This window comes from Olivibacter sp. SDN3, from assembly GCF_014334135.1.
GTDB lineage: Bacteria > Bacteroidota > Bacteroidia > Sphingobacteriales > Sphingobacteriaceae > Olivibacter.
Map to the genome: position 1 here is coordinate 277,837 of NZ_CP060497.1, position 24,911 is coordinate 302,747.

Sequence of the window (24,911 nt, forward strand, 5' to 3'; positions counted from 1 at the left end):
TTTTAGCAGCATCCTGACCCGGGTGTACAACTTTGAACGGTCGCTAAATTGACCATCTCGCTTTTGCTTTCTTCTTCCTGAACCGGCGCACAGCACTCTTCGCCTTTATCATTGGTGCCGCAACTGCCTCCACGACCGATGGCTTTACATTGTGTGGCATCAGGGATAAGATTAACAATGAGGTTTTCACCTTCCAAAATCAACTCACCTGGGTACATCTGGCGGGTGTCAAATTCCGAATTACCAAATTCTATCTTGACAACCCCAGAAGGATTTAACGGAAGAGATTTTTCTACCAACGCTACAATCGACAGGGCTTTGCCTACCGTCATTGCTCTTTCTGAGTCGCCAGTAAGGGGTTCCCAAAGCTGCACAATTATTTCTGTCCAGGCATTCATCACGCCTCCGCAGTCTACGGAGGTAATAGGAGCTTGTTTGATCTCTGTGATATGGTAAGAAGCATCTACCCATTTATCATCGGCATATTGAAACTGTAAGGTGGCTTCTTCATTTTTAGTCAGTTGGGCTTTGAACTCGCCCCAGTTCATTAGATCTTTCGTATTCATAATATTGCAATTTAACGATATATTAATATAAAATTTTTTAACAACACTCGTTGTTCGGCACGTATCCATTTAAAAAAGCGCCTACTGTTTCTTTCAGCAGCTGCCAATTTTCCGGGTGAATGCAATAGCAGACACTGACCCCTTCAATGGTACCCTGTATCAGTCCCGCTGTTTTAAGTTCTTTTAGATGTTGCGAAATCGTTGCCTGCGCCAGGCCCAGCTCTTCCACCAGGTCTCCGTTGATACATGTTTTTGAAGCCATGATGTATTGCAAGATGGCAATACGGGCGGGATGGGCTATTGCTTTCAAAAGAACAGCGACTCTGTTCTGCTCTTCCGTAAATATTTCTGTTCTGGTAACACCCATGATTTTATTGTTTATTGCAATATTACGATGAATGTTTTTAAGATCCAAATTCTTGGCAAAAAACTTCCATTTCTTTTGTTGGTCAGGCTTAATTTCTTAACTCTAAATTTTTGCAGGCGCTAATCAAATGTTAATACGTGATCTATGGTATCCAACATGACAACCGATGTAACGAGAAAAGTAAATTTTAAACTATTTCAACTGATCAGTCACGACGTGATATGTCGGGTCCTCCAGTATGTTCACTTCGATCAGGTCCTCGGCGTTTTGCGGCAGTTTCCGGCAATCACTGCTCAGATGCTTAAGATGCAATGTTTTCCCCGCCTTTTATACCTTTCGGTGAGTTTGTTCAACGCTTCAATTCCCGACATGTCTGCCACTCTGCTTTCCCTAAAATTAATAACAACCTCCTGAGGATCATGTAGGATGTCAAATTTTTCATTGGAAGCCGTTATCGAACCAAAAAAAGCTGTCCATAAATTTCGTAATGCTTGATATCAAGCTTTCAATTAAGCCAACCTCGCCATAATAGCGGCATAGGGAAAAATGATCTCGAGTGTCTCGAAATTTAACGGAACAGCAGGCAGGTGAAAAGGCGGAAAACCACCTTTCATCGAAGCTATATCGCCTACAGTTTTAGTTTCCAATCCAAGGTGGAGTTGCTACCTTTAAAGCGAGACAGATTTAGATAGTAATTTTAAATTTGTAGAAATGCATAGAAAATTTGATGATTCGTTTAAGACCATGGCGGTCGATTTGAGCGTTGTTAAGGTCTGTAGCCGATGTAGCTAAGGAATTAGACATAGACCCCAGTTTGCTCAGTAAGTGGCGTAGAAACCCACGTTATAATGGGAATAAAGTTTTACCTGACAATCCTAAAATTAGCCCAGAGGAACAGGAGTTGAGAATTTTGCGTAAAAAATTAAGAGAAACAGAATTAGAGCGTGATATATTAAAAAAGGCCATAGCCATCTTCTCCAGGGGAGACGGTCCATATACCGGTTCATAAAGGCGAACCGAGAGGTATATTCCGTAGAGAAGATGTGCGAAGTATTGAACGTTAGTAGCAGTTGTTTTTATCGTTGGCTGATTTCTCCGGAGTCCCCTAGTGAACAGCGAAGTAAAGCACTTCTGGATAAAATACAGCAGGTACACAGTGACAGTAAGTATATCTATGGTAGTCCAAGGATAACTGCAGAGCTGCATAAAAAAGGTGAAATGGTATCAAGAAGCTATGTTGCAAGGTTGATGAAGAAACATGGGATACGAAGTAAGGTCAAGAAAAAATATAGGGTGACCACAGATTCGAGCCATAGCTATGGGATAGCTGAAAATCTCCTCCAAAGAGATTTTTCAGCGGATGCCCTGTCACAGAAATGGGTTGGCGACATTACCTATATCCATACTGACAAAGGGTGGCTTTATCTAACAACAGTCATTGATCTGGCGGACAGAAAAGTCATCGGATGGTCTTTGAGTACTGATATGACCGCTAAAAACACTTCTGTAGAAGCCATCAGGATGGCTATTAAAAACCGGCGTGTCAAAGATGGACTGATCTTCCATTCGGATAGAGGGATCCAATATGCCTGCGATGAATTCAGGGAGGTAATTGTAGAAAACAGGATACTTCAAAGCATGAGCAGAAAAGCGAATTGCTGGGACAATTCAGTTGCTGAGAGCTTTTTCAAGACATTAAAGGCTGAAATGGTCTATCATAGAAAATTCATGGATCAGCAGTCAGCTAAATTGGAGATCTTTGGATACATTGAAGGATTTTATAACACCAAAAGAACACATTCTGCTCTGGGTTATAAGACACCCAGACAGATCGAAGAAATGCTATTGGAAAAAGAAAAAATGGCAGCATAAAAAAGTCTCCTATTTTTAGTTGCAATTCCATGGCACCAATTTTCAGCAGATAGGATAGCCTTACGGCTATAAATTTTTCCAGTTTATGAATATCCAGCTCGGGCTGTAAGGAATGGAGTTCGGCAACGATGTCATCTTTAAATCCATTTCCTATTTGGTAAGTATATAGGCAATTTTCCTGTCGAGCTTAGATTTCGGACTGAAGGTGTTTTCCTGTTTTAACTTAGCGTTCGTTTTCTGTTTATAACTGCTTGCTTGCTGCACTTCATTATCTGATAAAGGAACAGACAACTGTTTTATAGGTGATGCGGATAACAATGCAATGGTATTATCGATATACCGAATGGTTTCTTCCAACTCTTGTCTTCTATTGGTAAGATAGGCTATGACCTGCTTGGTAAAAGGTTGATTCATATTATGTATAGATATTTAAGTTCCAGTAATTGACTCTCTGGCAAATCGACAGAAAACAATTTAAGCAATTCCATTTGTACATTGTTTAATGGTGGTTGAACGGTTATATTTGCCATATCGATATCTCCGCAATCTTGCCTTTTATAACTTCTATTTACTTATTTTATATTGGCCGTGTCATAACTGTCAAGTTCTATTGCCCTGTTCTGCTTTATTCTCGATTTGCTTCTTTGACACTTCGATAGCTTGATGTAATTTTTCTTTTAGCAGGTTTTTACTGGGCAACTGAGTAAGGTATTCAGAAACCTTGATACCTGTGTTATCAAGCTGTAGAAGTTCCACTTGTTCGTGGTTACCTTCGGCGCAAAGAATCAATCCTAACGGTGTGTTTTCACCTTCTTCCATCTCATATCGCTCCAGCCATCTTAAATAGAGTTCCATCTGGCCTTTATACGCTGCTTTGAAGCGACCTAACTTCAGCTCGACAGCAATGAGTCTCTTAAGTTTTCGATGGTAAAACAGCAAATCCAACCTGAAGTCCTCTCCGTCGATAATCATACGCTTTTGACGCTCCACAAAACTAAATCCTTGACCCAACTCCAGAATAAACCGCTCAAGTTCCCTTAAAATGGCATCTTCGAGATGCTGTTCGCTATAGGTATCTTTCAGATTTAAGAAATCAAGAAGGTAGGGGTCCCTAAAAACTAAATCAGGACTCATTTTGTTTTCGTCTCTGAGCGCTTGTAATTCCTGTTTAATTAATTCGTCAGGCCGTTTGCTAATCGCTGTTCTTTCGTAAAGCATGCTACTTATTTTATCACGGAGGGTCTTTACGTTCCATCCTTCAGCTTTGCATAATTCCAAATAGAATTCCCGTTGAAGCTCGCTTTTCAATGGTATCAAAGCAATAAAATGTGTCCAACTCAATTGTCGTATTGCCGATACGACAATTTGCTCATCCGAAAATACCGTAGCAAATTGAATCATTCGTCTAAGATTCTCGGAGAAATTATTTCCATATTGCTGTACCAATCTCTCTGAAAGTCCCACGATGATACGCTGACCATATGCAGCTCTTTTTTCTGTGAGTAAGTTTTCATTTACACGTTTCCCGATTCTCCAATAGAGATAGGTGAGTGTACTGTTTGCGCTCTGAGCAAGTTGTTGTTTGCTTTCCTCAATCAGCTTGGCTACGTCAACAAAAAGTTGCTTCTCGAATTTAATTGGTTGGTTCATCGTAACGAAGTGTACCGCGGGAGGGCAATTGGTTAATTATTCCTCGTTTGCACCCGAGCTTGTAAGCGATTTGCATCTCGTTTACTTTTATCGACCTGTTCTTCTAAATTCTTGATCTGATCAGAAGAGCAGCCTTGGTACATGTTAATAGTTCCTTGATTGCCGTCGTAATTATTAAAGACATTTGTATATGTCGATCTGTCTTGATAACTGAGGACGTATTCAGGAGTAACTCCGAGAACTTCAGTCACTTCTTGTAAACGCTTCAAGGTTATGTCTGTGACATCATTTTCTATATTGGCATAAGCTTTTGTGGATAAACCCAGCGCTTTGGCCACATCTTCTTGTCTCATCCGACTATGCTTTTCCCTAATTTCTTTCAAAATTTCGCCTACTTTCATGTCCTTACTGTTTTTAATTAAAACTCTATTTTATTCTCTTTAAGAAGCTCTTCAAGTAATTTAATCCTCTTCCTTTCACTTTCTATCAGCTCTTTCTGTAAATCATATATAATTCCTAGAGTAACACTATTACTCGCTTGATTGATTTTAATAGTACCCTGATTTCCATTATTATTATGGATTGTATTATAGAAATCTCTTTTCTTCTCTTTATAAGTTAAGATATATAGGGGCGTACACCCAAGAATATTGGCGATTTCTTCTAACCGATCTAGTGTAATATTCGCCATGTCATTTTCTATATTAGCATAGGCTCGTGTAGTAATTTTGAGTTTTTCAGCAACATAAGATCTTTTTAAATTCTTTTCGAACTCCCTAATCTCTCTGATATTACTACCGATTTTCATGCTCTAATCGTTAAAAATCAAATTGTATATTATTTTCTAATAACAGTTTTTCAAGTCTAGGTATGCGCTTTACTTGCTCGAAATATAATTCTTTGTACGCTTTTCTTACTTCCTCCTGATCAACAGACTGGACGTTAACTATCGTTCCTTGATTTCCGTTATTGTTATTGAAGTAATTTCTTATTCCAAAAGGTGCGTCGTCTAACAAGATTAAGTCAACAATATTTACAGAAAGTCTATTTGCGATGGCCTCTACTACACTCCAAAGCACATCCCCTCCCGCTTCAATATCTTTGTATTCCTCTTCGGTGATTCCTATTTCGTCAGCCATAAATTTTGTTGTATATCCTTTTTTAGCTCTAATTTCTTGTATGTTATTCCCTATGTTCATGATTTTGTATTTTATCTTCAAATATAATAAACTTCCTTTAAAGTAAGTAATACTTCCTATATGAGAAGTACTTTTTTTTATATAAAGCACCATATCACTTTTCTTTGCAAATACCTAACACAAGATTATGAAAAAGAAAAAGGTACCTAAATCGATTAAAGCCGTCCTAAGAGAGGTCCATGGTCGTCTTATACCTAAGCTTTTTCCACACCAACCAACTAAATTTTATCCGATAGTAACACTCTTTGACGATGAAGAAATCATTGTCAGCACCTCTGATTTCAATCTGACAATTCAATGTGCTGAGAAAAAGGGCACTGAAAAGAATCTATACAAGAACCTTATTAAATCTCCTGTTTAGCCCTTTTCTCCTTCTTTCCATAAAGAAGTTCAACCTAATTTTTAACCAAACCGTAATCACAGAAAATGAATTTAACGCTCATAAGGGGTTTGCTGTGCCCAAAAGGCGAGCTATCGGCTTCCGGCGATCGGCTATCAGCTAAATCCCGATTCAAGAAAAGCAGTACTAATAAAAGAAATATCATCAATCTCCACACTATTGTCCGTCCTCATTTTTTGGGACGAACGACCGTGTGTAGGGACCAACGACATAAGATCATTGCGAATCACACTTTAAAGGTCGCCAATAGATACCCATATAAAACAGGCATAAAGATGGGTTTGAACGGAGTGGTCTTGCGCGCCCCTAAACCTTACGCCTTTTACCTTATAACCTTAAAGATTTTGTTCTGTGTTTGTTTGGCACACGCCCGGCAGTCCTCCTTCCCGGAGGCTGCCACCGGCGTGGCTTTACGGCAATATGTACTTAAGGGCAAAGTGTTATCAGTAGTTAATAATGATCCACTTACGGGATCAACTATAAGTATTGTTGGCAATAACATTTCTACGAAGACGGAACCAAATGGAAATTTTATTATCAAGACTGCTTTGGCAAAAGGAACATTACGTATATCACATATGGGCTATAGAAGCAAGTCCCTACTTTTCTCAATTAGCGAAGATGATGAATATATCGTCACTCTTTCTCCTGAAGAAAATGTGCTCGATGAAATTCAAGTTATAGGTTACGGAGAAACCAGCAAACGTTTTAATACGGGAAGCGTTTCTTCCATCTCCGCAAAAGAAATTGACCAACAACCCGTAACAAATGTATTATCGGCCTTGTCCGGCAGGATGCCCGGTGTGTTCGTACAGACAACAAACGGGTTACCTGGTGGAAATATAAACATTCAGATCAGGGGTAAGGGTTCAATTGCCGCGGGAACAAGTCCACTATATATAATCGACGGGGTGCCTTTCAATTCCTCAGTTGGCAATTTAACGTCAATCAGTGTCCTGTCTACCAGTGCGATAAATGGTCTTGCCAGTCCTTTGAATGCCATCAACCCAAACGACATTGAAAGCATTACTATTCTAAAAGATGCTGACGCTACTGCTATTTATGGAAGTCGCGGAAGTAACGGGGTGGTATTGATTACTACAAAAAAGGGGAAGCAGGGAAATACGAAAATAGCGATCGACATATCAAATGCCCTGAACCAAGTGGCAAACCTTCCCAAATTACTAAACATGGAAGAATATCGGACTATTCGGGAGGAAGCCTTTACAAACGATGGAAGATCGCCTTCATCGGATCCGAATTCAGCTGATTATGCGCCGGAGCTGACCGTTTGGAACGACACGCTAAATCGAAATTGGCCGGAATTTTTACTCGGCGGTACGGGCAGTATTACCAACCTATCTGCAAGAGTATCAGGAGGGAACGCTCAAACCCAATTTACCGTTAACGGAAACTATCGAGCGGAAAGCACCTATCTTCCGGGCGACAACAAATACGCAAGAGGAAGTTTGGCAACCAACATTCAGCATCAATCCGCTAATCAAAAATTTCAGGTGAATTTATCCAATTTTTTCACGCTGGATAATAACAGATTGGTCAATCCCTCCTCCAATACATACTTCAATTTAATGCTCCCTCCGAATTATCCCATCTATAACGAGGACGGCAGTTTCAACTGGCACAGTTCGAACGTGGTTGCGGAGATGAATGCCTATTCCAAGTCGAAGAATGACAATTTTTTAACCAATATTCAGCTTAAGTATAACCTTGACGAAGCGATTAATATTGCAGTAAGTGCCGGTTATAACAGGATCAATTTTGTGCAGCGACAGGTTTTTCCAGGTATCGCGCTGTACCCCGGGTCAATCAATTATACCAATTTTGGTAATAATGGCAATAACTCGTTGATCATAGAGCCTCAGATCAATTATACGAAACGCTTCGGTTCGTCCAATTTAACTCTCATGCTGGGCGGAACATATCAGAACAACAATTCGTCAGGTGAATTTATCAGAGCCAATAATTTCAGTACAGCCAGTTTAATGGAGAACCTAGCCTCAGCAACAGATTATTTGCTTTCCAACAGTTTCTCACAATACAGATATGCCTCGGTATTCGGTCGGGCAACTTTCAGTCTCAAAGAAAAGTACGTTGTGAACGGTGCCATACGGAGAGATGCATCTTCCAGATTCGGTCCCAACAACAAAATCGGAACATTCGGCGCCGTAGGGATTGCATGGCTGTTCAGCGAAGAAAGGTTTTTAAAATCCAGCGGCATTTTAAGCCATGGAAAGCTCCGTGCCAGTTTCGGCACGACAGGAAATGACCAAATAAGCGACTACCAATATCTTTCTACCTACGGCAATTCCAGCTACCAATACGAAGGCGTTGCTGCACTCGCGCCCCTGCGTATCGCCAATTCGAATTTCCGTTGGGAAAAGACCAAAAAAATAGAGATGGCCGTTGAAGTGGGGCTGTTCAAGGATAGGCTGTTAATAAATGCCAACCGATACATGAATACAAGTAAGAGCCAATTAGTTGCGTACACGATACCTTCTATGACGGGTTTCACCAGTTATCAGGCAAACCTGCCCGCTAAAGTAAGCAATTCCGGATGGGAGGTAGAAGTATCGGCCAATATAATAGCAACCGATCGGTTTAGGTGGACATCCACTTTTAACATTACTATTCCCAAGACTGTACTTAAGGAATTTGACAATTTAGAAAATTCAAGTTATGCAAGAACTTTGGTGATAGATGAAGATATTTCAAGAATTTATGGATACAAGTTTACCGGTTTGGATGAAAAAGGAAAACCTTTATTTGAAACTATTTCAGGTGAGCTGACATCGCTACCTTCCTCCGCTACAGATGCGTTTTTCACAATTGGGAAGCAAACACCGGATTATTATGGAGGTATCGGGAGTAATTTATCATTCGGCAAATGGACGGTCGATATCTTCGGACAGTTTGCCAAGCAAATGGCTATGGGAGGTTTGAATTATACACCGGGATCGTTTTATAATAGCTTTTCAACCGTACTGGAAAGATGGACACCTGAAAATACCGTCACAGATATGCCTGCTGCTTCCACCAGTAATAACTCGCGGTTCAGGCAATCTTCAGGTAATTTCTTTGATGCGTCGTATTTCAGGTTGAAAACGATTGGTTGTTCCTACGACTTCGGCCGGATCTTTTTTAACAAAATCGATAACCTGACAATTTATGCGCAAGCACAGAACCTGTTTACATTATGGGATAAGAGATCGGCGCTATTAGATCCTGAGTCAGGAGCCTTAACAACGTCCGCAAACAACTTACCACCCACGCGTACGCTTTTGCTCGGGATACGGGCTTCATTTTAACCTCTTGATATGAAAGCAAACATAAAATTTATCCTATCATTATTTATCATTGTCTTCTCCGCATGCGAGAGATGGGTGGAAATAAATACACCCGAGAACCAGCTTACCACAGACAAGGTATTTGCTGACACGGCTACGCTGAACGGGGCCGTCGCAAACATGTATGATCAGTTTAACCGTTCTATAGACGTCTCTTACAATAAGTACATGGGTCTGTACACTGATGAGCTCCAATATCAGGGATCAAACCAGGAGGTGCTGGAATTTTATAATGGAAATATTCTTGCAGCCAATTCTATGATATTGAACATATGGAGCAGGCTTTATGCTGTTATTTACCAAGCGAATGACATCATTGAGCAGCTCACAAATTCTTCCTCTATTCCTTCGCAGGTTTCCACGAAAGCGATCGGGGAAGCAAAATTTATTAGGGCATTTGCCTATTATTACCTGGCCAATACGTTTGGGGATGTCCCTCTTATCCTCACTACCGATGTTACCCTGAATGCATCGAGTGCAAGAACCGAATCGTCAGAGATCACTAATCAGATAGTTGACGACCTCACCGAATCAAAGGTGTTACTTTCGACCAGTCCTGACGGACCACTTTCGCGAACAAGGGCAAATCGATGGGCTGCCACGGCACTGCTATCGAGACTGCTTATACAACAGGAAAAGTGGGAAGAAGCTTACTCTGCTGCCAGCGAAGTGATCAATTCGCAATATTTTACTCCTTTATCAGATCTGTCTGTTGTTTTCCGATCCGGCAGTAGAGAAACCATTTTCCAATTCTGGACACAGAACGGGTTCATTCAGGATGCGACGAACCTGATAGCACTTTCCGGGGTACCGGCATATTCCTTGTCCAGCGGTTTAGTGCAGGCTTTCGAAGAGGAAGATCAAAGGAAAGTTAACTGGACGGGAACGATTACAGCAAACGGAACAACCTACTATTATTCTTACAAATACAAAAATCGTTCGTCAGGCAGCACCTCTTTTCCCGAGTACCTCATTGCCCTTCGTTGCTCGGAACAATATTTAATAAGAGCCGAAGCGGAACTACACCTAGGAAATACCGCGGGTGCAATAGACGATATTAATACAATACGGGTACGGGCCGGACTTTCTTCACTTCCCGCTGATTTAAACAGCCAAGAATGCTTCAAGGCGCTGGAACAAGAAAAGAGAGTAGAGATGTTTATGGAATGGGGCTATAGGTATATCGACTTAAAGCGTACAGAGCGCATTTATAATGTGATGAGCAAATATAAGCCAAATTGGACCGAACATTCTGATCTTTTACCCATACCTCAGCGTGAAATCAATGTCAATCAAAATTTAACTCAAAATCCCGGATACTAATGAAAAAACTAACATTGATAATCATGCTTTCCTTGTCTCTGAATAATCTGTTACATGCGCAGAATAGAGCAGTGCCTAGCCTGAAAATCGGGGACAAGGTTCCACAGATCGCTCTTAAGGGCTTTTTAGGCAAAAGGGAAGCAAAAGATCTGAAAGAATTTTACAAGGGGAAGGTATTGATTATTAATTTTTGGGCGTCATGGTGTGTACCGTGCCTAAAGGAATTGCCCATATTGGATTCGCTGGCAAAGGTGAATGCAGATAAACTAAACGTTATTTCCGTTACTTATGAATCCAGGGACCATACAGTATCGTTTCTGGAAAAACACCCTGATTTAAAACTGAAGAGTGTAGCGGTTCTTCCGGGAGATTCCGTATTACACCAAATTTTCAGTCATCGGATCATTCCGCATAACGTTTTGATCGATAGTTCAGGAACAGTACGGAATATTACCGGTTCGGAAGGGATAACCCAATCAAATATAGATCTGCTTATTAGGGGCAAATCATCGCTGACCAAAAACAAAAATGATGCGATTGGTTTCAACTTTAATGAAACGTTCCATAAAGGCGATTCAAATTTTATTTCAAGGTCTATTTTGACAAGTTACATGGAAGGAATTCCGGGAGGGCTTTCTTATCGGAGATCTTGGAATCCAAAAAAGCGTGAGATAATTCGTTTCTTTTCCTTTAATGTTTCGCTCTCTCATTTACTTTGGTCCGTAGTCGGTATGGAAAAATCCATTCGGAACTACTACCACCTTATGCGGATAGAAACCAAGGATTCGACCAGATACTTCTGGCCGAGTGAGTGCCCGGAATCGTTTAACCGATCGAAGTATAAAACCAAGGCAAATTGGATGAAAGATAATCTATACTGTTACGAACTGACACTCCCAAAACCATTTCAGGATACCGCTTTTTTCGACTTTATGTTGAATGATCTGAAACGGGTATTCAAATTTGATATTGAGAAAAGACGGGAAAAGATATTGTGCACAAGCATTTACGTAAAGGAGAGCGGGTTACTGAAAGCATCACAGGCCGATACTTCTTATATTCAGGTGAATTCAGATGGGCTAACGGCAAAACGTGTTTCTCCAGTAGAATTATTCCATTACATAAACGAAAAGGTAAAGCCAAATCTCAATAGCATACCTGCTGACCCGCCTTTTATCGATAAAACAGAACTAAAATTTCCGATTGATGTGGCTTTAAGATTTGACAATGGTCGTCTTCCAAGCTACGAAGAGATTAAAGGTATGTTAAAAAAGAGATATGGTTTTAGTACGAAATTGGAAAAACATAAATATCCAATAACCATTATAAGAGATATGGAGCCCTAAGACTCCATATCTCAAAGTAGTGTTATAGGCCAAAATTCAATGTGGTGGCATCTGGCCCCGGGCCACTAACCTTCTCGCCGTTAGCGCAGACATTGGCGCCATTTTCGCAGCCGTAATGATCGATCGCTTCCTGAGTGGTTGCGTTTTGCAAAGACGAGCTGGGATTTTCAGGTGCAATGCTTGTACTTTCCCAATCATACCTGGTCTCCTGAGCATTTGGTTGGTTCGCGAGTTCTGTTGCTACCGCAATTGAACTTCCCAACAAGAATGCTCCTAAAAGGATTTTTGATTTTGAACTTAACTTTTTCATAATTTTAAAGTTTTAGAGTGAAAAAATATGTGAATTATGGTTTGTTATTTTTGTTTGGATATTTTCCTCTATGCCAATAAATCGACAGTAGTAAAAGCACAATTACAGAAGCGTTGAAAAAAAGGTGCTGCTCCCAACCCATTCGGGATAAAATCCCGCCACACGTACAAGGTAGGGTGATTCCGGTCCTGACGGAAACAACTTTCATCCACGTAATATAAATTTCGAATAAAACCATCAGCACAAATGAGGCTTTATAGGCCAACAACCTTGTTTTTTCCTTATAGAGCATTACCACCAGCGCCAATTCGATCCATGGAAGAACCCTGCCGATAACCGGTGCCATAGTTTTCATAAAAGGAACGGGAGCAAGCCGCATTTGAAAGACAAATTTTTCATAACCCAGCAGTTTGCTTACAGCGGTATACGAAAATAAAATGATGACAAATACAACTGTGCCAATCATAAGTATTTCTTTCCAGTTCCATGAGCGAACGGCTCCCCATAAGTGCCGGAACTTGCCATTAAGTTTGCATAATAGATTATTTTTTTGAAATATTGCCACTTTCATTATCTGTAATCTTATGTGATAAAGTTCTGAAAGTGAGAAATAAATCTTTATATCAGTTTTCGAAAACTTTTGTCGGATATGAGACATGGTTTTGTCGTAAAAGACACAGATTCTTGTCACAAAAGCGATAAACTTTAGGTCATTAATCATGCTTAAGCATCCTTTATGTTGAACTAGAGCAGTTTTGAAAGAAATGTAGTGAGGAATAAAATGGTTTCACCCCATAAAAATAGCTTATGTGAAAATCTGCTTATTTTCGGCTTGGTGAAGAGAAAACCTACGATTTTAAAGTAGTGGTTTTATTTGATAATCTTGTACAGATATCTCCTGTCAATTTGTAGGTATTGGGCCTGTTGTTCAACGGTCAATTTTCTGGCAAGATCAGGATATTCCATAAGAAAGTAGTTATATCGGTCTGTTGCATTTTTAATTCGCAGCATGATCTCTCTTCCGGCACCTTCCACTACGGCCTCTTCATAAATTTCCAGTAGCATTCTGTACATATTGATGTTGTTACGCGCAATGGCATCTGCGCGTAAAAGGTTAAGGGCGTATCCGTCTGTATCATTTAAAACCTGAATAAGTTCCTCTTTTTTTGTTCCGGATAGAAAGCCATTACCCGGCACTATAAAACCTTTGTCGATTATCCATAAGCAGTAGTCTCCACTGGATTTAGAAACCACACCTCTTACTAGACCACCTGTGATATAATAAAGATATGCAGTAGAAATACCTGTAGGATAGGAAATCACCCAGCTTCGTTTAAATGAAATTGGGGAGAAGAGATCCTCTAACAACATGATGGTCTTTTCGTTAGCTGTTTTTAGGGATTGTAGTCTTTGTCGTAATTCCACCATAGCCTGAATTTTATCCATAAAGGAAAAATTATTTTTTCAATAAAATGGGTGGTTAGGGTGGTACGGATTAACCACCCTTTTGTTGATACGGTTAAAAAAAGCACTTTATAAAGACAAGGACGCCTGTTCAGGGAGCGGTGGAGTATTTTTTTTGTGGGCCTCATTCTGTTTGGGCAGTGACGCGGTTATCTTTGCTAGCTCTTTTGTTATCAACTGCTGTATATCATCCTTTATATTGAGATAGGTTTCCTGTATGTCCTCTGATGTCACCTTTTCAACAAGCGGTATATCTCTATAAGAAGCTTCCTCTGCCTTTATTGCCTCATGGTCATTCTGTATTTCTGCATGAAAAATTTTCTGTGGTATCTTACAGTCCGGGTTGTCGGCAACAACGCCAACAAACACGCCTGATGAGAGTGTTGCTATCTTGCTTGCCGGAATGGCGGCATCCAACTGCGTAGATTTTGAGATGGATGTGTCACTGCTGTTTATGCTCAGACTCTGTCGATCCTGAACAATTTTGCCAAATGTCTCAGATAATTTTTTTGCAGTATCGCCGGTCACCTGTCCGCTGATAATATTCCCGACAATTCCGGTTATTACATCTGCTTGGTCTGCCCCGTAATCTTTTTTTAGCTGGCTGAAATCCTGAACGGCTAATACCGTGGCTACTTTGTTGCTCCTTGCTGTAGCAATAAGGCTATCGATATTGTTAAAGTAGATAGTTGGAAACTCATCAAAAATAAGGCTGCTTTTAAGTTGGCCTTTCCTGTTGACCAGTTTTATCATTCTTGAAATGAAGAGGGAAAGTACAGGGCCGAACACCTGTAGTTTCTGCGGGTTGTTACCAACGCATACGATTTTTGGAGCTTTTGGGTTATTAACATCCAAGGTAAAATCATTGCCGCTCAGAACATAATATAATTGGGGCGAGGATAATCTGGCCAATCCGATTTTTGCGCTGGCGATCTGTCCTTCAAGCTGCTCTTTTGCATTATTCTGAAAGGCGGATATAAATGGGTTTATCAGTACCTTGATCTGTTCCTCCTGTTGCAATACGGCAAAAAGCGGATCATAATCCACTTGCATCAGCTCTATAACATGCGGCAGGGTGCAATATCTCCCGTCTTCATACTTCCGAAGAAACCAGATAATGGCTGTTAGGAAGTTTATGGGACTCTCTACAAAGAAGTCACCTTCCTTTTTTATCCAGTCGCGGTTAAGGCCAAGCATAATGGTACGGCTTGCCTCCGTAGCATCGGTTATATCGTCCATACTTTCGGGATCCAAGGGATTGCACCGATGATATATTTTCTCGAAATCGATCACCCAAAAGGTTGGCTTCACGGTATAATTCTTCCGATATCTCAATAATGCATTATAGGTAATCCTGGACAGATCATCGAATTTAAAATCATATAAGAAGACGGAGAACCCCTTTTTTATATGCTGATCAATGATATGGCGAATGACAAAGTAACTTTTCCCCGCGCCAGGGGTTCCGGCTACCAACAAGCCTCTGAAAAGATTGATGAAGTTTATCCAACCGTTCCTTATCTTCCCCTTAAGCTGGTATTTTGTCGGGAGGTTAACGGAAAATTCATTTTCCAATAACCGTTCTTCCTGTGGAAAGGTTTCATTCTCGGTATTAAAGATATCATGGCTAAGCTTTTCTTTCAATAGCCTTGAGAGGTATACTCCTCCCGTGAGGATCAGGAGGTAACCTATTGATGTTACCAGCATATAGAGTGCAGCAATGACCGCTATTCCGGAAGGGATATAAAAACAAAGTATACTTATGAAGTAAAGTAACAGTCCGGTAATAATATAGCAAACGATCACCCTTACCTTCATCTTTTCATCCTTTTTGCCCTTTGCTCCCAACAGGGATATCGATAACAAACCCAGTGCAGCTAGTTTGGGCAAGAAGATGTCGGAATAAAGGCCCGTCTTTGCAATAATACTTATGATTCGATCGGTAATTTCGGCTATCCAGCCCCATTGTTCAAAAGCTTTATAACAGAATAGATAGAAATGGATAGCCAATATGAATATGCTGATCAGTCGGGAAAAGTCAATGATTTTCCTCAATCCCTGTATATCTTCTCCTGTGTTCATGGTTTTTTTCGCTTTATTCTTCTTTTTTTCTTTTTAGAGGTTATAGAAGGTGCATATCCGGTATACTCGGGATCAAGAAGATCTTTTAGTATTTTATCAGTTGTAGTAGTAGAGACAGTCAGATCGGAAAGGTTGATTTTTTCGGTATATTGAAGGCGCTTTTCTTCACTGAGGGGTTTTAGGTAACTGTTTATTCTTTTTGGTTTCGCCAGATAGGTCGTGATCTTATCGTTTTCGGCAAGTTTTTCCTTCAGGGCTTTTGCACTGTAAGCTTTCCCAAGACTGCTGCCATTAAAAACGGTTTTACACCGGTGATCAATAAATGTAGCGCCGTATATAAACCCTTCTTCATTCTGGCGAAAAATAAGCGATATCCCACGTTTTTGTAATTCGGTAATTAGTGTCTGCTTGGTAATGTGTTCGTATTTGCTGATCGCCTGATCGATTCGATTTTTTAAATCAGCTCGATAAGGTTTTCTTTTCTCGACATTTTGTTCAAACTTTCTTTCCAACCGTTTAAGGATAGGTTTACTATAAAAGCTGCTTGCCTTGATCGGAACTCCAACCTTATGGCCCTGTCTGTCCAGTACTGAATAAAGAAGACCTTTTTTTCTGAACATTTCGCTTTCCTCACTCCCCCTGTCTGCCACGACATTGAACTGTTTGAGCACTGCATTAAATTCTGCAAGTGACGTGAACTTATAGCTATTCATCACCGTCGTAACCACACTGGCGATTGCCCTTTTGGTAGGCAAATGACCATATTGTATCCTCTCAGGATCAATTGCCTTTATAGCTGGCTCTGGATGATATGTTTTGCTCTCCGCTCTTATCAGGCCAAATTCTTTCTCTATGAATTTTCTTGCCTGTTCCGATTTTATCCTCCCTATATTATGTAGGTCGATGGAGTTGCCATCCTTTTTTATATTTACCGTTGCGATATGGAAATGCTGATGGGAAACATCGTGGTGCCGATATACCAGAAAAGGTTGGTCACCAAACCTGATACGTTCCATATAGGCTGCTGCGATCTGTTGCATTTTAGTGTCATCCAGTTTTTCACTTGAATGGAAGTTCAACGAGATATGGAGTGCATTCGTGCTTACGCTTGGTTTAAGGCAGATTAGGTGTTCAAACCGTCTAAGTTTATGAGCGAAGTCAAGTTTGTCGATGTCATACGCAAAGCCGCTGGCCATAATCAGCGTGGCAGAACCTTCCGCAACCTTCTGCTCATTATAATGCAGTATGCCGCGTATACTTTTACCTATCATGATCCGTGCAACCATTTTTCAGCAAGTTTTGAAACGATACTTAACAGATGTTCCAGCTTGGGTTCCATCTGTTTATAGGTACTGGCTGTTTTAAGAGCAAAAAAGGCCCGTTCAGCCTCATTCTGACTGGTATGAAAACGATGCGTCTGCTGATTGATATTGACACCTATAGCTTTAATCTCTTTTCTTATCAATGCAAGCTCTTCCATAGGACCATTCATAGAAATATCCTTGTGCAGGTAGGTTATCCGTTGTTTTAAAAGCATCTTTCTGACCACTTCTCCAATGCTCCTGCAATCACTTTCTTTCCTGACCTTTTCAAGCTTATTAAACTCATTCAAGGTGACCCTTATAACAATCGGATTAGTAAGTACCTGTTCTTGATCTTTGATTTTTTTCCTGGGCATAAATCACACCTTTTAGAAAGTTCAGACTTTGCGAGTTCCGAGCAAAGTACCCGGCCTCAAGGACGGCAAAGATATTTTCGTATACGAAAATACATCTTTGCTGCCCACCCGCGTGGGCCATAATTGACCGACCAGTACGTAGTCTGAGCTTGGGTTATCTATTAATGGATTATTTTTTTTGAACATAAATGGCCATACCCTAATTGGGGGAAAGAGGTTCAATGGCTTCTCCCTCCTGATGAGAATGAAGAGGTATAAAAGAACGTAAAAGTTGACGTATACGTGTCCTAGTGTTGCGGAAAGGTTTGATAGTAGGATGAAGATTCTTTGGAAAATCTGCCGTTCCCGTTTGTCTTTTCTTTTTAATTCTTTTCATGGCTCTGACTTTATTTACAGGCAAAGTTGAGAGAATTTATTCAAGTCATTGACAACTTGTTGGGTGGTGGTGAAAGAAAAATTAAAAAAACCTTTATTAAAGAAACCACATTTGATTGCTATATCATTTCCTACACAAACTTTTTTCTCGCACATTACTAAGGTATTTAAGGTCGGTACTAATCCGCCAGAACCATTCCAAAGGCCCTAGTTTATATCTGTTAAACCACCATTGTGAAATTTTTATCTGCACCATATAGAAGATTATTGCAAATAAAACAGTAATTGACAGACCGTAATTTTTAGAAAAATTAAGATTAGTATGAAATAATGCATAAAAAAATACGGTCTGAACAATGTAATTGGTTAGTCCCATTCTTCCGACAGCGGCAAATACCCGAAACTTTAAAATGCTTATTCTGGAAAACATAATATATCCAAGAGCAAAGACAAATACATAAATTGCTGATAACATTAACTCCATTGCCGAAATTCTTACAGACATAAAAACGTTAAAGATTTTCAATTGATTTAATCTATCATCAAATACACGACCAGATAACCAAAGGATAATAAAGGATAAAATAGAATACAACAAACATTTCTTTATTACTGTAACATTTCTTGAAAAGGTTAATAAGTCTCTTTCGCCAAGCCATTTTCCAAGAATGAAAAGCCCAATTATCATAAAGAAAAGTCCTGATGAAATCTGCCTTGAAACAAATCTTGGTAAATATGAGTCACCTATTTTTAAATAGCCAGTGAACTCATATATTTCCTTTTTATAAGAAAAACTAAAAGAACTTAATAAAAAGAAGAAAAAAAACATATATAGACAGTCTTTGCCGGTTACGTCCTTGAATACAAGCAAAAGTAAGCCCATTGCCGCATAAATCTGTAGAATATCAAAAGGATAAAGCAGGTTGTGCAGAAAACCAATACAAAAGAGGATCACAAGTCTCCAAGTATATTTTAATGTAAATTTTTCCATTTTACTTCGAGCATTTTTTAATTGGATGGAAAAACTTAAACCGAATAAAAATGCGAATATCGTGTAAAATTTCTTGTGTATAAATAATGCTAAAAGAAGGCTAACATAATTATCGGCATTACTTAAAACGTCGAGGTCTGTTCCGAGTCTATAAATACTATCGGCATGTGCAAGAATAATGCCTAATAGACAGAATCCTCTTAACGCATCGATAATATCAATTCTAACAGGTTGCTGATTTCTCCGTTCTTCAACTGATTCTGTTAAGGTTGTACAGGCTTTAAACATGTAGGTAGCATAGGTGATTAATTGTAATGAACCAGCGAGGCTCCATCTTCAATAGAGCCCCGCTGATCAGTTAAGCTACATGAGACATTTCCTCACATGCTTGCGCACATCTACGGCAAGCTTCCGCGCATTCGCGGCAATGTTCCATCCCCATACTGGCATGCTTTTCACATTCTTCTGCGCATGCATTACAGATTTCAGCGCAGACTTTACAGATCTGTTCGCTGTATCTACTTCCTAAGCTCATAACTTCTGCAGCCGATCGACAGATCGCTGCGCATTCTAGATCTAATTGAATGCATTTTTTTAGATGACTTACATCTTCTTCATTTAAACATGCGATAGCACAGTGGTTGCAGATAACTGCACAAGCATTACATGCTTCAATGCAGTTTTGATACTCTTGATGTGACATAAATAAAATGTTTAATGTTAAAAAAATGATTAATTGTTCCGATTGGCCAATATCCAATCTTGTAATTCGGCGATCTCTTTTTGTTGGTCGTCGATTATCTTCTTTGCCATTGCCTTCATTTGTTCGCTCTCACCCAGCTGTAGAAGCAGTTGCGAGCTTTCAATTGCACTTTGATGATGGACAATCATTAATGTAGCAAAATCCTCGTCGGTACTACCGTTGATGACTTGTAAATCGGCATTTTTAGACGATTTTTCCATGCCCTCCATCGTTTTCATCTGAAATTCTTCATTAACAACTGACGGCTCATTACTTTCGAGAAAAGTTGTTAATTCCGCTATTTCAGCCTGTTGGGCGGCTATAATGTTTTCGGCCGTTTTGCGCATGGTAGCGTCAGTTCCTGTCGATAGCTCCTGATCCGACATCTTAATCGCCCCCTCGTGATGCATACGCATCATCATGGCAAAATCGATGTTCGGATCTTTGGTAAATTGCATAGCATGCATATTATCCATCATTTCATGCATGATACCCATCATCGTGTTTTTATCATGCTCCTCAATTTTAATGGTATCATCGTCTTTTGAACAGGACAAAAATGCAATGGCAACTGTTGCCAACAGCGTTAGTTTAACAACGTTTTTCATAGTAGGTGTTTTAATTTTAAACTTTATCAAGTGATAGTCTTACCTGCTTATTCAGTCCTTTGAACCGGCTTGGAGTTAATCCGGTAATAGACTTAAATTGATTCGAAAGATGAGCAGTACTGCTATACCCCATTTCATAGGAAATCTCATTGAGAGTTAATTCTCCATATAATAATAATTCTTTTACCCTTTCGACTTTCTGCTGGATAATATATCGCTCAATGGTAACACCTTGAGAGTCAGAAAAAAGTCGACTTAAATATGCTTGATCTTTATTTAGACGCCTGCAGACAACATTCATTATACTCTCATTTAAATTTTTAAGATCGGAATGGTGCACAAGCTCGATCACGACATTTTTTATACGTTCGATAAGCTGGTTCTTTTCTTTATTTAATAACTCAAAGCCTAAAATATTCAAAGATGAGCTGATCTGATGTAATTGTTCCTCCGTTGGATCAACCGATACTTTGACCGTACCCAGCGATATCTCTAAAATCTGTAATCCCAGATTTTCTAATTGTTGGCGAACAACCATTATACAACGGTCGCACACCATATTTTTAATGTGTAATAACATGTAATTTTCAAGCTTAATAAAAAAATAGAGTTACTGATCTCTTGAGAAGAATCTTACGAGACAGCTTGAAATCAAATAAGGAGGGTTTGGTTTAGTATATAAATGGGCTTCTTTCGAACCTTGGGTGGCCCCGTATCCATAGAACATACCTGCAATTTTACCTCGGTCGCATTGAATGTATATAGAAATCTTTTTTCTTGACCAAGCAAGCAATATAATCCAGGCCCGTCTAGCGTTTGTTTTTGGGTTGTGATATTTTCCTTAATGACATATTCGCCATGCTCTTTACAACAATCGCAATCTTTTCCTTTGTCGCAAGACTTTTTTGATTTGTGCTCTTTGCTGTCACTATTGTGCGCTAATGAAGTTGAGGATTCGTCTTTAAATAGATAGTTGCCGCTACAATGTAAGATACATACAAACAGACCTGTTGTAAGTAACAGATAGAATGCTGCAAAATTTATGGCTCCTACTTTTCTCATATTCTTCACCGAGAACCGGTTTCTTAATCTTAGTACATAATAGATTTTTTTTTGTTTTAAAAAAAATAAAAAACAGGTAGAAAATTCTACCTGTTATGGATTAAGCCTTTTCAGCTTTATATCCGGCTTGTTCTAGTAAAGATATTACCTTTTGATCGTTTAGCGATTCGTCGCCTTGAACAGTTAATATCTTGTCCGGGCTAGCGGTATCAACTTCCCATTTTTCAATTTCTGAGAGGTTATTCAAAAAAGGGGTGACAGTTTCTATACAGCCGCTGCATTTGATGTTTGTTTTGAACGTTAATGTTCCCATGATATTTACTGATAAATTAATAAAAAATGTGAGTTTAACCTGTATTAATCTTTATGTAGAATTTTCTCAGACGGTAGATCATTTATAAATTGTTTTATACACGGCGCCAAGGACTTTGAGAAATCATCGATTGTTCGAATATCATTTGAGAGTGATGTGGTCGAAAGCTGTGCATTAACCAAAAGTTTTACTAAATTTTTGGCTAACACCGCAGGATGGCGATTATCATTTCCAGGTATTATGAACGTTGGAATGGCAATATCTTTTAATTCCTTATAATCGTAAAAAGCGCGGTCGTATACTATCGCTGCCGCTGCCGAGATACTTGCCGGCTCAGAGCGGGGAATGGCATCTTTCACCATATCTCCAATTACTGGCGATAAATTCTTAAGGATAGGCTCCCAAGCTGCCCCTATGCCATAACTTAAGACTCGTGCAGCAAACGCTTCCAACAGCTCAATTTCTTTTGCTTTCGCCTTATCGTCTTCAATTTCTTCAATACTGATGAGAATCAGTGCCCGTAACCTTTCTGGAAAAGTTATTGCCGATTTAAGCGCAATCGTCGCACCTATTCCAGCGCCTCCCAATATTATTGAAGGTACTTGTAAATAGTCGATGAGATCCCTCACATCTTCCGCATACCTATTCCATGTATATGAGTTTCTATCATAACAAACCGTTTTTCCGTATCCCCGTAAGTCTGGCAGAACAACTGAATGTTTGCTCGACAGAGCTTTTGCTAAAGGAATGAGACTTTGATGGTCCGGGCCACCCCCGTGCATTAACACGACAATTGAGTCTGTATCTTTTTCGATTGCGCCAACAGAAGTCGCATAAAGAATGTGGCCATCACTGCTTTGAAAGCAAAATTTCCGTATTTCATTAGTTGATCGCATCAACCGCTTTTCCATGTTGGTTATTTTTGCCATTTTAAACGAAGGCTGTTACTAACAACGGAGACAGAACTTAAGGCCATTGCGGCACCCGCAATCATTGGATTCAATAAGAATCCGTTGATCGGATAGAGAATCCCTGCCGCAATAGGAATACCAATCAGGTTATATATAAATGCCCAGAAAAGATTCTGCCTGATCGTTTTAACCGTTTGCCGAGAAAGACGGAGCGCCTTAGGAACCTGCTGTAAATCGGAGGATACCAAAGTCATTTTTGCTACATCAATCGCTATATCCGATCCTTTTCCCATTGCAATGGAAAGATCTGCCTGTGCCAATGCCTGGCTATCGTTAATACCATCGCCAATCATGCCAACAACTTTTCCTTCTGCTTGCAATTTCTTAACGAAATCAGCTTTGTCAGAAGGGTAAACTTCAGCCCTATAATTTGTGATTCCGACTTGAGAAGCAACGGCCGCCGCTGTTTGCTGGTTATCTCCGGTAAGCATATAGACTTCTATCCCTTTTTTAGTCAGCGTTTCAATAGCTTTTTTGGATCCTTCCTTAATCCTATCGGTTATAGCTACTATGGCAAGAACTTGTTTATCATTAAAAAAATAGATAACAGTTTTTGCCTGTTCTTGCAATTCGGAAACTTGCCTTTTCAGAACTGTGGGAATTTCAACATGAAGCTCATCTAAAAGTTTACGGCTTCCTGCCAAGTATTTATCGCCTTCAAATTTGGCCTCCACACCTTTACCCGTAAGGCTTTCAAAATGTTGAACATTTACAGCAACAATTTCCCCTGACTTTAAATACTTTACAATGGCCTCTGCTAAAGGGTGCTCCGACTGTTGTTCGAGCGCAAGAAAAATGCTTTCCAATTTCGATTGTTCGATCGATAATGCAGCGTTCCAGAGAATATCAGTGACAGTAGGTTTACCTTCTGTTATGGTTCCGGTTTTATCTAATATAATGGCATTTACTTTATAACCTAGTTCCAATGCCTCTGCGTCTTTTATAAGGATACCATGTTCAGCACCTTTACCAATACCAACCATGATTGCTGTGGGAGTAGCAAGGCCAAGTGCACAGGGGCACGCAATTACCAAGACCGTAACCATCGCCAACATACCCTGCGTAAAGGCATGTTCACCTCCGAGTAACACCCACGTACCTAAGGTAATTAGTGAAATCAGTATAACAATCGGCACAAAAATACCGGCAATTTTATCGACAAGCTTTTGAACAGGGGCTTTTGATCCCTGGGCATCCTGTACCAACTGGATGATCTGTGACAACATCGTATCGGAACCGACCTTCTCTGCAACAAAACGGAAACTTCCTTTTTGATTGATTGTACCGGCATAAACTTTGTCTCCAGTGACCTTGATAACGGCAACAGGCTCGCCCGTAACCATACTCTCATCAACATAGGATGTACCTTCGTATACTGCCCCATCTACCGGAATTTTTTCTCCTGATCTTACTAATAATTGGTCTCCGACTTGTACCTCCGCAATGGGTATTTCTTTTTCGCCTTCTTCTGTAATGACAAAGACATTTTTCGGTTGCAATCCGATTAATTTTTTGATGGCGGAAGAGGTATTGGACTTAGCCCGTTCTTCTAGCAATTTGCCTAGCATAATGAACAGGATCACTACAGCAGCTGCTTCGTAATATACATGGGGGTGAAGGCCTCTCTGATGCCAGAATTCGGGATAAAAGGTATTGAAAACACTAAAAAGGTAAGCGATACCGGTACTTAAAGCCACCAGTGTGTCCATATTGGACCTTCCGTGTTTAGCTTGTCTGTATGCATTGATAAAAAAGCTTTTTCCGAAGATAAAAAGTACAGGAGTTGACAACGCCAACATGATATAATTGGCGTAGGGCATATCCATTAGGAACATCCCGAGAATAACAATGGGTATAGTTAGAATAGAAGTAGCAACAATTCTGGTTTTTAACGTTTTGTATTGATTTTTCTGTGCTTCCTCTTGCACTTCTTTGCCTCTTTCCATATCCAAAACCAGGTCATATCCGATAGATTGGACTGCTTCCCTGAATTTATTTGGCTGAACTGTAGTCGGATCATATGCGACCTTTACGGTTTGGGTAGCATAGTTCACCTCAGCATTGTTCACTCCGAAGAGTGATTTGACCATTGATTCTACGCTTACAGCGCAGGCTGCACAGGTCATTCCCAACACGGGAAGTGAAATGGTTTCTATATTTTCTTTACTTAACATTTCCTTTGATTTTGATAGTACAAAGGTAAACAAGGTCACTACCCGACTCTTTA

28 protein-coding genes are annotated in these 24,911 nt (G+C 39.9%); 6 read left to right on the forward strand and 22 right to left on the reverse strand.

Annotated elements, in window-relative coordinates; translation table 11 throughout:
* Positions 1-2: 2 nt before the first annotated feature.
* From H8S90_RS01285 to H8S90_RS01295, 3 genes are all read right to left on the reverse strand, one after another.
* Positions 3-566 (reverse strand): DUF6428 family protein, encoded by a 564-nt coding sequence (locus H8S90_RS01285; protein WP_187340852.1) that lies wholly within the window; start codon positions 564-566, stop codon positions 3-5.
* A gap of 37 nt (positions 567-603) precedes the next feature.
* Positions 604-933: a helix-turn-helix transcriptional regulator gene (locus H8S90_RS01290; RefSeq protein WP_187340853.1), complete on the reverse strand. Its 330-nt coding sequence runs from the start codon at positions 931-933 to the stop codon at positions 604-606.
* Between the two features lie 509 nt (positions 934-1,442).
* A complete protein-coding gene (locus H8S90_RS01295; protein WP_187340854.1) occupies positions 1,443-1,580 on the reverse strand; it encodes a hypothetical protein in 138 nt (45 codons plus the stop codon).
* Positions 1,581-1,696: 116 nt separating this feature from the next.
* On the opposite strand from H8S90_RS01295, the gene H8S90_RS01300 reads away from it, so the two are divergent.
* Complete coding sequence (locus H8S90_RS01300) at positions 1,697-1,942, forward strand: transposase (protein ID WP_187340855.1); 246 nt, start codon at positions 1,697-1,699, stop codon at positions 1,940-1,942.
* On the forward strand, positions 1,939-2,805 hold the full coding sequence (locus H8S90_RS01305; RefSeq protein WP_255501947.1) for an IS3 family transposase: 867 nt from the start codon (positions 1,939-1,941) through the stop codon (positions 2,803-2,805). The genes H8S90_RS01300 and H8S90_RS01305 overlap by 4 nt, the downstream gene beginning before the upstream one ends.
* Positions 2,806-2,955: 150 nt before the next feature.
* On the opposite strand, the gene H8S90_RS01310 is transcribed toward H8S90_RS01305, so the two are convergent.
* The 5 genes from H8S90_RS01310 to H8S90_RS01330 form a co-directional block, all read right to left on the reverse strand.
* Positions 2,956-3,219 (reverse strand): hypothetical protein, encoded by a 264-nt coding sequence (locus tag H8S90_RS01310; protein WP_187340856.1) that lies wholly within the window; start codon positions 3,217-3,219, stop codon positions 2,956-2,958.
* 186 nt (positions 3,220-3,405) lie between these two features.
* Positions 3,406-4,455, reverse strand: a complete 1,050-nt coding sequence (locus H8S90_RS01315) for a YhcG family protein (RefSeq protein ID WP_187340857.1) — start codon at positions 4,453-4,455, stop codon at positions 3,406-3,408.
* A 32-nt stretch (positions 4,456-4,487) separates the two neighbouring features.
* Positions 4,488-4,856, reverse strand: coding sequence for a helix-turn-helix domain-containing protein (locus H8S90_RS01320; protein ID WP_187340858.1), 369 nt, complete (start codon positions 4,854-4,856; stop codon positions 4,488-4,490).
* Between the two features lie 17 nt (positions 4,857-4,873).
* A complete protein-coding gene (locus H8S90_RS01325; RefSeq protein WP_187340859.1) occupies positions 4,874-5,263 on the reverse strand; it encodes a helix-turn-helix domain-containing protein in 390 nt (129 codons plus the stop codon).
* Between the two features lie 10 nt (positions 5,264-5,273).
* Positions 5,274-5,654, reverse strand: a complete 381-nt coding sequence (locus H8S90_RS01330) for a helix-turn-helix transcriptional regulator (RefSeq protein ID WP_187340860.1) — start codon at positions 5,652-5,654, stop codon at positions 5,274-5,276.
* A 127-nt stretch (positions 5,655-5,781) separates the two neighbouring features.
* On the opposite strand from H8S90_RS01330, the gene H8S90_RS01335 reads away from it, so the two are divergent.
* The 4 genes from H8S90_RS01335 to H8S90_RS01350 all read left to right on the forward strand — a co-directional run bounded on the left by H8S90_RS01335 (position 5,782) and on the right by H8S90_RS01350 (position 12,088).
* Positions 5,782-6,015, forward strand: a complete 234-nt coding sequence (locus H8S90_RS01335; protein ID WP_187340861.1) for a hypothetical protein — start codon at positions 5,782-5,784, stop codon at positions 6,013-6,015.
* Between the two features lie 65 nt (positions 6,016-6,080).
* A complete protein-coding gene (locus H8S90_RS01340; RefSeq protein ID WP_187340862.1) occupies positions 6,081-9,380 on the forward strand; it encodes a SusC/RagA family TonB-linked outer membrane protein in 3,300 nt (1,099 codons plus the stop codon).
* A 9-nt stretch (positions 9,381-9,389) separates the two neighbouring features.
* Positions 9,390-10,742: a RagB/SusD family nutrient uptake outer membrane protein gene (locus H8S90_RS01345; RefSeq protein ID WP_187340863.1), complete on the forward strand. Its 1,353-nt coding sequence runs from the start codon at positions 9,390-9,392 to the stop codon at positions 10,740-10,742.
* The gene (locus H8S90_RS01350) at positions 10,742-12,088 is read left to right on the forward strand and encodes a TlpA disulfide reductase family protein (protein ID WP_187340864.1); all 1,347 of its coding nucleotides are present in this window, start codon (positions 10,742-10,744) and stop codon (positions 12,086-12,088) included. Before H8S90_RS01345 ends, H8S90_RS01350 begins: the two co-directional genes overlap by 1 nt.
* A gap of 22 nt (positions 12,089-12,110) precedes the next feature.
* Here H8S90_RS01350 and H8S90_RS01355 read toward each other — a convergent pair whose 3' ends face one another.
* From H8S90_RS01355 to H8S90_RS01420, 14 genes are all read right to left on the reverse strand, one after another.
* Positions 12,111-12,398: a hypothetical protein gene (locus tag H8S90_RS01355; protein ID WP_187340865.1), complete on the reverse strand. Its 288-nt coding sequence runs from the start codon at positions 12,396-12,398 to the stop codon at positions 12,111-12,113.
* A 34-nt stretch (positions 12,399-12,432) separates the two neighbouring features.
* Positions 12,433-12,969 (reverse strand): MauE/DoxX family redox-associated membrane protein, encoded by a 537-nt coding sequence (locus H8S90_RS01360; protein ID WP_187340866.1) that lies wholly within the window; start codon positions 12,967-12,969, stop codon positions 12,433-12,435.
* Positions 12,970-13,268: 299 nt separating this feature from the next.
* The gene (locus tag H8S90_RS01365; RefSeq protein ID WP_187340867.1) at positions 13,269-13,844 is read right to left on the reverse strand and encodes a hypothetical protein; all 576 of its coding nucleotides are present in this window, start codon (positions 13,842-13,844) and stop codon (positions 13,269-13,271) included.
* Positions 13,845-13,931: 87 nt separating this feature from the next.
* Complete coding sequence (gene mobC / locus H8S90_RS01370; protein ID WP_187340868.1) at positions 13,932-15,944, reverse strand: conjugal transfer protein MobC; 2,013 nt, start codon at positions 15,942-15,944, stop codon at positions 13,932-13,934.
* Positions 15,941-17,230: a relaxase/mobilization nuclease domain-containing protein gene (locus H8S90_RS01375; RefSeq protein WP_255501759.1), complete on the reverse strand. Its 1,290-nt coding sequence runs from the start codon at positions 17,228-17,230 to the stop codon at positions 15,941-15,943. The genes mobC and H8S90_RS01375 overlap by 4 nt, the downstream gene beginning before the upstream one ends.
* Positions 17,212-17,622 carry a mobilization protein gene (locus H8S90_RS01380; RefSeq protein ID WP_187340869.1) on the reverse strand — a complete coding sequence of 137 codons (411 nt, stop codon included), beginning with the start codon at positions 17,620-17,622 and terminating at the stop codon, positions 17,212-17,214. The genes H8S90_RS01375 and H8S90_RS01380 overlap by 19 nt, the downstream gene beginning before the upstream one ends.
* 199 nt (positions 17,623-17,821) lie before the next feature.
* Positions 17,822-17,998 carry a hypothetical protein gene (locus H8S90_RS01385; protein WP_013663588.1) on the reverse strand — a complete coding sequence of 59 codons (177 nt, stop codon included), beginning with the start codon at positions 17,996-17,998 and terminating at the stop codon, positions 17,822-17,824.
* Positions 17,999-18,121: 123 nt separating this feature from the next.
* On the reverse strand, positions 18,122-19,276 hold the full coding sequence (locus tag H8S90_RS01390; protein ID WP_187340870.1) for a DUF418 domain-containing protein: 1,155 nt from the start codon (positions 19,274-19,276) through the stop codon (positions 18,122-18,124).
* Between the two features lie 70 nt (positions 19,277-19,346).
* Complete coding sequence (locus H8S90_RS01395; protein ID WP_013663590.1) at positions 19,347-19,691, reverse strand: four-helix bundle copper-binding protein; 345 nt, start codon at positions 19,689-19,691, stop codon at positions 19,347-19,349.
* A gap of 29 nt (positions 19,692-19,720) precedes the next feature.
* Positions 19,721-20,338, reverse strand: coding sequence for a DUF305 domain-containing protein (locus H8S90_RS01400; protein ID WP_013663591.1), 618 nt, complete (start codon positions 20,336-20,338; stop codon positions 19,721-19,723).
* Positions 20,339-20,354: 16 nt separating this feature from the next.
* Entirely contained in the window at positions 20,355-20,897 is a 543-nt protein-coding gene (locus tag H8S90_RS01405; protein ID WP_255501760.1) for an AraC family transcriptional regulator, read from the reverse strand.
* A 603-nt stretch (positions 20,898-21,500) separates the two neighbouring features.
* The gene (locus H8S90_RS01410) at positions 21,501-21,713 is read right to left on the reverse strand and encodes a heavy-metal-associated domain-containing protein (RefSeq protein ID WP_013663594.1); all 213 of its coding nucleotides are present in this window, start codon (positions 21,711-21,713) and stop codon (positions 21,501-21,503) included.
* Positions 21,714-21,757: 44 nt separating this feature from the next.
* Positions 21,758-22,642, reverse strand: coding sequence for an alpha/beta fold hydrolase (locus H8S90_RS01415; protein WP_255501761.1), 885 nt, complete (start codon positions 22,640-22,642; stop codon positions 21,758-21,760).
* Entirely contained in the window at positions 22,630-24,858 is a 2,229-nt protein-coding gene (locus H8S90_RS01420) for a cation-translocating P-type ATPase (RefSeq protein ID WP_187340872.1), read from the reverse strand. The genes H8S90_RS01415 and H8S90_RS01420 overlap by 13 nt, the downstream gene beginning before the upstream one ends.
* Between the last annotated feature and the right edge of the window lie 53 nt (positions 24,859-24,911).